General features: G+C 67.1%; 10 protein-coding genes. 1 reads left to right on the top strand and 9 read right to left on the bottom strand.

Annotation, left to right across the window (positions count from 1 at the left end; all coding sequences use genetic code 11):
* Positions 1 to 13: 13 nt before the first annotated feature.
* From N5D45_RS15255 to N5D45_RS15215, 9 genes are all read right to left on the bottom strand, one after another.
* Complete coding sequence (locus N5D45_RS15255) at positions 14 to 373, bottom strand: hypothetical protein (RefSeq protein ID WP_005419760.1); 360 nt, start codon at positions 371 to 373, stop codon at positions 14 to 16.
* 53 nt (positions 374 to 426) lie between these two features.
* Positions 427 to 843 carry a roadblock/LC7 domain-containing protein gene (locus N5D45_RS15250; protein ID WP_057502417.1) on the bottom strand — a complete coding sequence of 139 codons (417 nt, stop codon included), beginning with the start codon at positions 841 to 843 and terminating at the stop codon, positions 427 to 429.
* Positions 836 to 1,384 (bottom strand): GTPase, encoded by a 549-nt coding sequence (locus N5D45_RS15245; protein ID WP_010481027.1) that lies wholly within the window; start codon positions 1,382 to 1,384, stop codon positions 836 to 838. The genes N5D45_RS15250 and N5D45_RS15245 overlap by 8 nt, the downstream gene beginning before the upstream one ends.
* Positions 1,377 to 2,342 carry a hypothetical protein gene (locus N5D45_RS15240; protein ID WP_228354856.1) on the bottom strand — a complete coding sequence of 322 codons (966 nt, stop codon included), beginning with the start codon at positions 2,340 to 2,342 and terminating at the stop codon, positions 1,377 to 1,379. Before N5D45_RS15240 ends, N5D45_RS15245 begins: the two co-directional genes overlap by 8 nt.
* 278 nt (positions 2,343 to 2,620) lie before the next feature.
* Positions 2,621 to 4,843 carry an NADP-dependent isocitrate dehydrogenase gene (locus tag N5D45_RS15235; RefSeq protein WP_228354857.1) on the bottom strand — a complete coding sequence of 741 codons (2,223 nt, stop codon included), beginning with the start codon at positions 4,841 to 4,843 and terminating at the stop codon, positions 2,621 to 2,623.
* Positions 4,844 to 5,185: 342 nt separating this feature from the next.
* Positions 5,186 to 5,698, bottom strand: a complete 513-nt coding sequence (locus tag N5D45_RS15230; RefSeq protein ID WP_032130280.1) for a hypothetical protein — start codon at positions 5,696 to 5,698, stop codon at positions 5,186 to 5,188.
* 45 nt (positions 5,699 to 5,743) lie between these two features.
* Complete coding sequence (locus N5D45_RS15225; protein WP_005419771.1) at positions 5,744 to 6,037, bottom strand: LysM peptidoglycan-binding domain-containing protein; 294 nt, start codon at positions 6,035 to 6,037, stop codon at positions 5,744 to 5,746.
* A gap of 171 nt (positions 6,038 to 6,208) precedes the next feature.
* Entirely contained in the window at positions 6,209 to 7,027 is an 819-nt protein-coding gene (gene queF, locus N5D45_RS15220; protein ID WP_057502420.1) for an NADPH-dependent 7-cyano-7-deazaguanine reductase QueF, read from the bottom strand.
* Between the two features lie 603 nt (positions 7,028 to 7,630).
* A complete protein-coding gene (locus tag N5D45_RS15215; protein ID WP_228354858.1) occupies positions 7,631 to 8,950 on the bottom strand; it encodes a M20 family metallopeptidase in 1,320 nt (439 codons plus the stop codon).
* Between the two features lie 188 nt (positions 8,951 to 9,138).
* Between N5D45_RS15215 and N5D45_RS15210 the strand changes: the two genes are divergently transcribed.
* On the top strand, positions 9,139 to 10,380 hold the full coding sequence (locus tag N5D45_RS15210; RefSeq protein ID WP_010481017.1) for an efflux RND transporter periplasmic adaptor subunit: 1,242 nt from the start codon (positions 9,139 to 9,141) through the stop codon (positions 10,378 to 10,380).
* The last annotated feature ends 35 nt before the right edge of the window (positions 10,381 to 10,415 follow it).

Below are 10,415 nucleotides of genomic sequence, written 5' to 3'. Positions count from 1 at the left end.
CGAAGCCAATGGCTCAGATCGCCAGTTCGGCCTCCACGTCCTGCACCTTGCGCCGGGCCAGCGCCAGGTTGGACTTGGTACGGTCCAGCACGATGTAGAAGAACAAGCCCTTCTTCTTCGCCACCGGGCGCATGATGTGGTACGCCTTGCCCAGCGAGATCAGGATGTCCTCGATGCTGTCGTTGAGGTTCAGCGACGCGGCGGTCTTCATCTTGGCGCGGATCACTTCGGTGTTGCCGGCGGCGGCCACTTCCATGTCCATGCCGGCACCGGCCTCGCCCAGCAGCATGCCGCTTTCGTAGTCGACCAGCGCCACTGCCTGCGCGCCGTCGATGCCCATCAGTGCGTTCAACGATTCATTCAATCCAGCCACGTCGCACCCCTTGTCGATGTTGGTTCGAGCCCCTCGTTCCCCTGCGGCCGGGCTCACGATCCGCCGAGTTCGGCCAGGATCGCCTGGCCACATTCCCTGCTCTGCCACAGCACCTGGCCGATCACGCTGCGCTGGTCGCAGGCTGCCATCAGCAGCAGCGGTGCACGTCCCTCGGCCTGGATCGCCAGCATCAGCACCTTGCCGCCGGCCGCCTCCAGCATCAGCGTCTGCAGATCCCCCAGCAGCAGTTCGCGCCCGACCGCCGCGGCCAGCGCCAGCATCGCGCTGGTCATTGCCGCCAGCCGTTCGCCGCGCCCTTCGGCACCAGCGCTGACCAGGGCAAAGCCATCGACACTGGCCAGCACTACCGTGCGCACGCCTTCCACCCGCTGCTGCAGGTCCTGCAGCAGCGGCTGCAGGCGCGCACGCTGGCCGGCATCGGGCAGCACCGCCATCTGCCCGTCAGCCATGCGCGGCCACCAGTGCATGCGCTTCCATTTCGCTCATCAGTACATCCATCAGCAGCAATCCCTGTTCGCGGTCGCGGGCATCCACCGCCAGCAAAGGCAGCGGTTGATCATCCAGGCTGGCGCGTGCAGCCCAGTCGTCCAGCGCAGCGTGCGGCGCCTGGTCGAGATGGGTGACCGCCACCACCAGCGCCAATGACGCTGCGAACGGCTGCAGCACCTGCAGGTAGTCCTCCAGCTCGCCGGCCAACCCGGCACGGCGCGCGTCCAGCAGCAGCACCGCACCACGTGCCCCCTGCAGCAGGATCGGCCACAGGAAATCAAAGCGCTGCTGGCCGGGTGTCCCGTAGAGCCGCAGGCGTTCGCCGTTGGGCAGGTCGATGTCTGCGTAGTCCAGCGCGACGGTGGTGGAGGCCTTGTCGGCACCGAGGCGATCACTGTTGGCCACATCGGTGTCGATCACCGCCCCGGCCGCGATGCTGCGCACGAGTGTCGACTTGCCGCTGCCCATGCCACCGAGCACGACCACCTTGTGCTCACGCATTGCGCTCGCTCCCACGCAGGTGGCGCCACAGGCGAGCAAGCAGGCCGTTGTCGGTGCCATTGCCGCGTAGTGCCGTCATCGGTGCCGCCGGGGCGCTCTGCAACTGTGCGTAACCGCAGAGATAGGCGGCATGGATGAAATCACGCACCGCCGCAGCCGGCAACTCGAGCAGCATCGCGCATTCTTCAACCGTGCACGCGCGCTTGAGCAGCAGCGAACACAGGCGGAAGCCATCGTGGTCGTGACCCAGCACGCGGAAATCCGGCCAGCGCAGCAGCTTCACCGAGGCGCCACGCAGGCGTTCGTCCAGTGCCTGCCAATGGCGGCTGCATTGCGCCCACTGCCACAGCAGCGGCCGCAGTGGTTGGCGTGGCCGCTCGCCGGCCAGGGCCTGCAAGCGAGCCGGCGTGAGCGCATCCAGCTGCAGGCGTTCGAAGGCATCGGCCAAACGCTCCACCAGCACGCTCGCGGGCTCCTGCAGCAGCACGGCCTGGTCATGCTCGAGGTCCATCAGCAGGACGGGATCACCCGCGTCACTCAGCAGTGCCTGCCCCTGGCGCAGGGGCAGCCGCTCGCGCAGCAGGCGGGTGATGGCGTGCGCACCATCGGCAAGACGGATCGGTGCGGGTGCGTGCATGGTCAGGGGCTCCACTGCCAACTGCATCCCGCGCAGGGCGCGGCCGATGGCACCGTCATCAAGTATGTCCTGATGGCCATCGCCGTCGCGCAGCTGGCCCCCCAGATCCTCGATCCAGCACTGCAGTCGCGGGCGTTGCTGGCGCATGCGCAGGGCCGCGTTGCGCAGCGCCGGCGTATCGCGGATGACCAGCAGGTCGCAATCGTCCAGATCCTGGCTGCGGCGGATCTGGCCGTCCGGCAGCGCCGATGCTACGCGTAGCCGCTGCAGCAGGGCCTGCTCGCCCTGGATGTCGGTTCCCACTACCAGCACGCGTGCCATCCGTGTTCCCCGTGCGGCCACCTCCCCGGTGGCCTCGCGTCGCCAAGGCTAGGACATCGCCAGCGGCAGCCGTCGTGATCGACTGCTCAGATCGGAAGCGGTTGCAGACGGTGTCCGATCGGTTCTGCGACAGCCATCGCGGGCAAGTTTCATGCCGCTTTGACGGCATTCCGACCGCCAACGGATGTCACGGTTCTGGACGCGGGTCGAATGGGGCCGCCCAAAAAGAAACCCGCGCCGAAGCGCGGGTTCCGGGGTCACGACCGAACGGCGACGGATCAGCCGCGCAGCTGCTCCAGCGCGGCGTTGAGGGTCGCGCTCGGGCGCATCGCCTTGCTGGCCTTGGCCACGTCCGGGCGGTAGTAGCCGCCGATGTCCACGGCCTTGCCCTGCACCGCGATCAGCTCTTCAACGATTTTCTGCTCGTTGTCGGTCAGTGCCTTGGCCAGCGGAGCGAAGCGCGCCTTCAGTGCAGCATCTTCGTCCTGCGCGGCCAGGGCCTGGGCCCAGTACAGCGCGATGTAGAAGTGGCTGCCACGGTTGTCGATGCCACCCAGCTTGCGCGACGGCGACTTGTCGTTGTCCAGGAACTGGCCGTTGGCTTCGTCCAGGGCCTTGGCCAGCACACGGGCGGCAGCGTTGTCGTAGCGGTTGCCCAGGTGTTCCAGCGAGGCGGCCAGGGCCAGGAACTCACCCAGCGAATCCCAGCGCAGGTAGTCCTCTTCGACGAACTGCTGCACGTGCTTCGGCGCCGAACCACCGGCACCGGTCTCGAACAGGCCACCACCGGCCATCAGCGGCACGATCGACAGCATCTTGGCGCTGGTGCCCAGCTCCATGATCGGGAACAGGTCGGTGAGGTAGTCGCGCAGCACGTTGCCCGTCACCGAGATGGTGTCCTCGCCCTTGCGGATGCGGGCCAGCGAGAACGAGGTCGCTTCCACCGGTGGCAGAATGCGGATGTCCAGGCCGTTGGTGTCGTGGTTCTTCAGGTACTGCTCGACCTTGGCGATGACCTGCGCGTCGTGGGCGCGGGCGGCATCCAGCCAGAACACGGCCGGGGTGCTGCTCAGGCGGGCGCGCTCGACGGCCAGCTTGACCCAGTCCTGGATCGGCGCGTCCTTGGTCTGGCACATGCGCCAGATGTCACCGGCTTCCACAGCGTGCTCGAACACCACGGTGCCAGCGTCGTCGGTGACCTTGACCACGCCATCGGCGGCGATCTGGAAGGTCTTGTCGTGCGAGCCGTACTCTTCGGCCTTCTGCGCCATCAGGCCGACGTTCGGCACCGAGCCCATGGTGGCCGGGTCGAAGGCCCCGTGCGCCTTGCAGTCGTCGATGACGGCCTGGTACACGCCGGCATAGCAGCGGTCCGGAATGACGGCCTTGGTGTCCTGCAGCTTGCCTTCGGCATTCCACATCTTGCCGGAGTCGCGGATCATCGCCGGCATCGAGGCGTCGACGATCACGTCGCTCGGCACGTGCAGGTTGGTGATGCCCTTGTCCGAGTTGACCATGGCCACGCCCGGACGCTGTGCGTACTCGGCAGCCAGGTCGGCTTCGATCGCAGCGCGGGTGGCTTCGGGCAGCGACGGCAGGCGCGCAGCCAGGTCACCGATGCCGTTGTTGGCATCGAAACCGGCCTGCTTCAGCACGTCGGCATGCTTGGCCAGCACGTCCTTGTAGAACTCGTTGACCGCCACGCCGAACATGATCGGGTCGGAGACCTTCATCATGGTCGCCTTCAGGTGCAGCGAGAACAGCACGCCCTGGGCCTTGGCATCGGCGATCTGCTCAGCGATGAACGCGGCCAGCGCCTTGCGGCTCATCACCGCGGCATCAACGATCTCGCCGGCCTTGACCGCGGTCTTTTCCTTCAGCACGACGGTGCTGCCGTCCTTGCCGTGGAAAGTGATCTTCAGCGCACCGGCGCTGGCCAGGGTGGCCGACTTCTCGCTGCCGTAGAAATCACCGGCGGCCATGTGCGCGACGTGCGACTTCGAATCCGACGCCCAGGCGCCCATGCGGTGCGGATGCTTGCGCGCGTAGTTCTTCACCGACAGCGGTGCGCGGCGGTCGGAGTTGCCTTCGCGCAGCACCGGGTTCACCGCACTGCCCTTGACCTTGTCGTAGCGCGCCTTGTAGTCGCGCTGCTGGTCGTCGGCCGGGGTTTCCGGGTAATCCGGCAGCGGATAGCCCTGGTCCTGCAGTTCCTTGATGGCCGCCTTCAGCTGCGGCACCGAGGCGGAGATGTTCGGCAGCTTGATGATGTTGGCGTCCGGGGTGGTCGCCAGCTGGCCCAGCTCGGCCAGGTCGTCGCTGACCTTCTGCGCGTCACTGAGCAGTTCCGGGAACAGCGACAGGATGCGGCCGGACAGCGAGATGTCACGGGTTTCCACCACGATGCCTGCGGTGGCGGTGTAGGCGCCGACGATCGGCAGCAGCGACTGGGTGGCCAGGAACGGGGCTTCGTCGGTCAGCGTGTAGAGGATCTTGGACATGGGGGACTTGGACTCTGTAGCAATGCTCAGGGGAAGGCCGGCGCCAGCGCCGGGCCACGTGCAACCGTGTCGCTTTCCCCCGTCGCCGTCAGGGTGGGCGCGCGGCGGGGAAACCCCTGCATTGTCGCGTTTTCAGCCGCGCGGGGCAAAGCCACGCCATACGCAGTGGTACTGCATGCCGGCAACGCTGTGATCCATCCGCACACCGTGCGGGTGAAGCGCGGCCCGGTTGTCAGTAGCTCCACGCCATGCGTGGATGGGGCCAATCGTCGCCCAATAAAAAAGGACGCAGCCTCGCGGCTGCGTCCATCGTGAGCCCTGCCGGGAGAGAGTCGGCAGGACTTACTTGACCTCGAACTCCTGCGGCGTTCCGGCCGCCTTGCCATCGACGGTGACCTCGGCGCGGTACTTGCCGGCCGGCCAGCCCTTTGCATTCTTGAACGTGACGTTGGTGGTTTCCGCACCGCTGGTGTTCAGCGTGGCGTTCTGTTCGCCGGCCACCTGGCCGTCCTGGTAGGTCAGCTTCGCGCCAACGGTGACGTTGTTGGCGGCACCGTCGGTCTTGACCGAGACGATGACGTCGTCCTTCGGTGCGAACAATGCCGTGGTCGCAACCGACTTGTCGGCGGCTGCGGTCTTGCCGACGGTGACCGCCGAGACGCTCACTGCAGCAGCTTCGGCCATCGGCGGCGGCGCACCGGTCATCGGTGCGGGTGCTGCCGGTTCGGCCGGAGCGGTCGCTGCCGGAGCGGCGTTGCTGTCGGTCGACTCTTCTTTCTTCTTGCAACCGACCAAGGCGACGCTGCCCAGCAGGGCGGCGATCAGGGCGGTCTGGAGCGGGGTGGTCTTGATCATTCGGGGTTCCTCCCAGGGATTGTCGGACGGCGTTCGATGGCCGGCTTACTTCGGCGGCAGCTTCAGGGTCTGGCCCGGGAAGATCTTGTCCGGGTCATCAAGCACATCGCGGTTGGCTTCGAAGATCTTTTTCCAGGCGTTGGCGTCGCCCAGATGCTGCTTGGCGATCTTCGACAGCGAGTCACCCTTCTGCACGGTATAGGTGCCGCCGCTGACAACGTCTGCGGTGCTGTCCACCGAGGCGCTGACGCCGGAGAAGTCCGCCTTCGGCACCTGCTCGGCGGTACTGTCGACGCTGCCACTGACGCCGGAGAAATCGGCTTTCTTCTCGGTACTCATCCACAACTCCCGTCTGCATGACTACGTGGTTCGCACGGTGCCATGGAGGTTGTTAAATGGGGATGGTGCAGATGTGAAGCCGCCCCCGGGGGCGGCTGAACAATCGGGGCGGAAGGTGGCCGCTGCGCTCGCCGGGCGTGGCCCGGCGCTACCCGTAACCGCCTGCGACGGTTACTGGCGCAGTTCGCGGTAGGTCGCAGCCGGGGCGGCGATGCCGGGACTGGCGCGCCAGGGATTGATGTCCAGGCCACCACGGCGGGTATAACGGGCCTCCACTTCCAGCCACTGCGGCTGGCAGCGCGAAGTCACCTCGCTGAAGATCCGCTCAACGCACTGCTCGTGGAACTCGGCGTGCTCGCGGTAGCTGACCAGATAGCGCAGCAGGCCAGCACGGTCGATCTTCGGCCCGCGGTAACGCAGGCTGACCGTGGCCCAGTCCGGCTGGCCGGTGACCGGGCAGTTGGACTTCAGCAGCGACGAGACCAGGGTCTCTTCCACCACCTCGCCCGCATCGGCGGCGAGGAAGTCCGCCTGCGGCGGACCGTAGCAGTCGATCTCCACGTCCAGCCCGTCGATGGATTCACCGAGCGGCGTCTCACGCAGGCCCGGCAGGCCGAACTCGACCTGGACCGGCGCACCGGCGCAGGCCGACAGATCCGCCACGATGCGCGCGCGCAGAGCCTCGGCGCTGTCGATGCGGGTGCTGTTGAGGGAGTTGAGGTACAGCTTGAACGACTTCGATTCGATCAGCCGCGGCGAGGTGCATGGCACCTGCACGGTGGCGACGGCGACCTGCGGCTTGCCACGCGGGTCGAGCCAGCTCAGCTCGAAGGCGTGCCAGCGGTCGTGGCCGACGAACGGCAGCGCGGCGTCATCGAGGCCGATCTCGGCGCGGGCGCCGCTGCGGGGGATGGGGAACAGCAGGCCGGGATCGTACTGCGACGGGTAACTGACCTCGCGACCGAGGCTGGAATCCTGTGGGGTGTTCATGGGCGTCATTGTATCGCGCGGACGGCGGGCCTTCGGCCGGGCCGGCCAACGGCGGAGCCCCTCCGTGGTGGTTCAGGACAGGATCTCGGGGTCGGCCGGGAGGGTGGGTTGGCTGGGGGCCGCTGCAAGTACGTCCATGTAAGCTCGGTCGCCGCTTGCTCGTGTGCGCCGTCCTGCGCACACGGCAAGACCGGGGTTGGGCGTCCTGCCCAACCCGCCCGAGGCATGCCTCGGGCCCATGCGGCTCACGCCCCCAGCCAACCCACCCTCCCGGCCACGGACAGTTTCCTGCGCCACCACGGGAAGGATCAGAAAAATCAAAATCAAAAGCCGATCCTTCAGACGTTCATGACGTCCGCCGTGTCGACCAAGGTCGACACCTACCAAAGCAGAATGTCGTTCTGACAGCAGCAGGAAACTGTCGAAGGCGGGGTGGGTCCGGTTGAGGGGGTGTCCGCGGCATGGATGCCGCGGCCAAGCCCCCAGGGACCGGTTTACGGCGTCCCCCTCAACCGGACCCACCCCGCCATCCCACGGAATGCACGCTTTTGACGTTGACGTTGATTTGAGCGGGTGCAGGGCTGCAAGCCCTGCCGGAAACCCTCACCCCGCCGGAGTGCCTGCACCGTGCAGGTAATCCAGGCTCACCTGCAGCAACGCCCGCAACCCAACATCCAGCGCCTTCTCATCCAGCAGGAACTTCGGCGAATGATTGGCCGGCGCCGTCGCCGGGTCGATGCCCACGCTGGTGGAGCCGACGAAGAAGAACATCCCCGGCACTTCCTTCGCGTACAGCGAGAAATCCTCCGCACCCATCTGCAGCGGCGGCTCGTACACGTTGTCCTTGCCCACCACCGCCTGCAGGCTCGGCAGCATCTTCGCGGTCAGTGCCGGATCGTTCACCGTGGCCGGGTTGCCCTCCGATTCGTAGATGTCGGTCACCGCCTTGGCACCGTGCGCAGCCGCCGTGTGCTCGGCCACGTTGCGCAGGTCGGCGAAGATCTGCTGGCGCATGCCTTCGTCGAAGGTGCGGATGGTGCCGACCATTTCCACTTCATCGGGAATGATGTTGTAGCGGATGCCGCCGTTGATCGCGCCGAAGGTCAGCACCGCCGGTTGCTTGGACAGATTGGCGCGGCGGCTGACGATGGTCTGCGCGGTGCCGACCAGATCGGCGGTGGCGACGATCGGGTCAACACCGTTCCATGGCGCCGAGCCGTGCGTCTGGCGGCCGATCACCTTGATGCCGAAACGGTCCGAGGCCGCCATCAGCGGGCCACCGCGCACCGCGATTTGTCCGGCCTGCACACTGGAGAACACGTGCAGGCCGAATACCGCCTCCGGCTTGAAGTCGGCGAACAGGCCTTCCTTCAGCATCAGTGCGGCACCGCCCTCTTCCGGCGGCGGTGCACCTTCCTCGGCCGGCTGGAAGATCAGCATCACCTGGCCCGGCAGGTCCTTCTTCATCGCGACCAATGCTTCGGCCACGCCCAGCAGGGTGGCGGTGTGCGCGTCATGGCCGCAGGCATGCATCACGCCCACGGTCTGCCCGCGGTACTGGTCGGTGGCCTTGGAGGCGAACGGCAGGCCGGTCTGTTCGGTCACCGGCAGCGCGTCCATGTCCGCGCGCAGGGCGATCTTCGGGCCGGGCTTGCCGCCTTCGATGATCGCCACCACGCCGTGGTGGGCGATGCCGGTCTTCGGCTTCAGGCCCATCGCACGCAGGCGCTTGGCGACCTCGGCCGAGGTTCGCACCTCGCGGTTGGACAGCTCCGGGTGCTGATGGAAGTCACGGCGCCATTCGACCACCTTGGCCTGCAGGCGCTGGGCGGCGGCGGTCACTTCGGGGCGTTGCCCGTCCTGGGCATGGGCAAGGACCGGCAGGGCCAGCAGCAGGGCGGACAGCAGCAGCGAACAGCGCATCGCAATCTCCACGGCAAAGGGGGTTCCAGCTGAATGTAGGGCAACGCCGCCGCCACGGGAACCTCCGCGGCCAGATCCGGTCATAGCGCCCGTCCCATCCGTCATGCAGGAAACGTGATGTGGCGCAGGTATGCTTTGCGCATTGCCAACCGGGGCCGCGCCCCGTCCAGCCCTCTTGGAGTCCTTGAATGTCACGTGTTTGGAAGATCGTGCTGCTGGTCGTGGCGGTACTGGTGCTGGCCGTGGTCGGCCTGCGCGTACTTGGCGGGGGCAAGGAAAAGGCCGGTGGCGCGGCAGCAGCTGCGCGCCAGGGCGGTGAAGACCCGGATGCCGGCCCGGTGCCGGTCACCGTGGTGGATGCGGCACGCCAGGACGTGCCGGTCTATGCCAGCGCGCTGGGCACGGTGACGGCAATGAACACCGTCACCGTCAGCCCGCAGGTGGGCGGACAGCTGATGAGCCTGAACTTCCGCGAAGGCCAGGAAGTGAAGAAGGGCGATGTGCTGGCGGTGATCGACCCGCGCACCGCCCAGGCCAGCTATGACCAGGCGGTGGCATCCAAGCGCCAGAACGAGGCGCTGCTGGCCACCGCGCGTTCCAACTACCAGCGCTCGAACGCGCCGGAGTATCGCCAGTTCGTCGCCAAGACCGATCTGGATACACAGCGAAACCAAGTGGCACAGTACGAAAGCGCAGTCGCGGCGAACGAGGCCAGCATGCGCTCGGCGCAGGTGCAGCTGCAGTACACCAAGGTCACCGCGCCGATCACCGGCATCGCCGGCATCCGTGCGGTCGACGCCGGCAACGTGGTCAACGCCGGCACCGCGCTGGTCACCCTGACCCAGATCCATCCGATCCACGTGCTGTTCAACCTGCCCGAGCGCCAGCTCGGCGACGTGCGCCAGGCACAGGCCGCCGGTGCGGTGCCGGTGGCAGCGCTGGACCGCGCCGATTCGCACGTGCTGTCCGGTGACGGCAAGCTGGACGTGGTCGACAACCTGATCAGTGCCGACAGCGGCACGTTCAAGGCACGCGCGATCTTCGACAATACCGACAACGGCCTGTGGCCGGGCCAGTTCGTCAACGTGCGCATGCAGCTGCGCACGATTGCCGGCGGCGTGGTCATTCCGACCCAGGCCGTACTGCGCGGGCCGGATGGCGAGTACGTCTATGTCGTGCAGGGCGACAACACGGTGAAGATGCAGACCGTGCGCAGCGGCGTGGAAGTGGGTGACAGCCAGGTGCAGATCGCCGAAGGCCTGAAGGGCGGCGAGCGCGTGGTCAGCGAAGGCCAGTTCCGCCTGAAGCCGGGCAGCAAGGTCACCGCGCTGAAGCCGGGCGAGACCCCGGTCGCACCGACCGAGGCCGAACTGAAGGCCGCCGAGCAGAAGAACGGCGGCGGTGGCCGTCGCGGTGGTGGCCCGCGCTGAGCGCAGGCTACTGACCTTCCCGCGCCGGCAAGCCT

Source organism: Stenotrophomonas sp. GD03819 (assembly GCF_029841665.1).
GTDB classification, from domain to species: domain Bacteria; phylum Pseudomonadota; class Gammaproteobacteria; order Xanthomonadales; family Xanthomonadaceae; genus Stenotrophomonas; species Stenotrophomonas geniculata.
The sequence above is the reverse complement of the archived record's forward strand: the minus strand, read 5'-3'. Positions and strand labels throughout refer to the sequence as shown.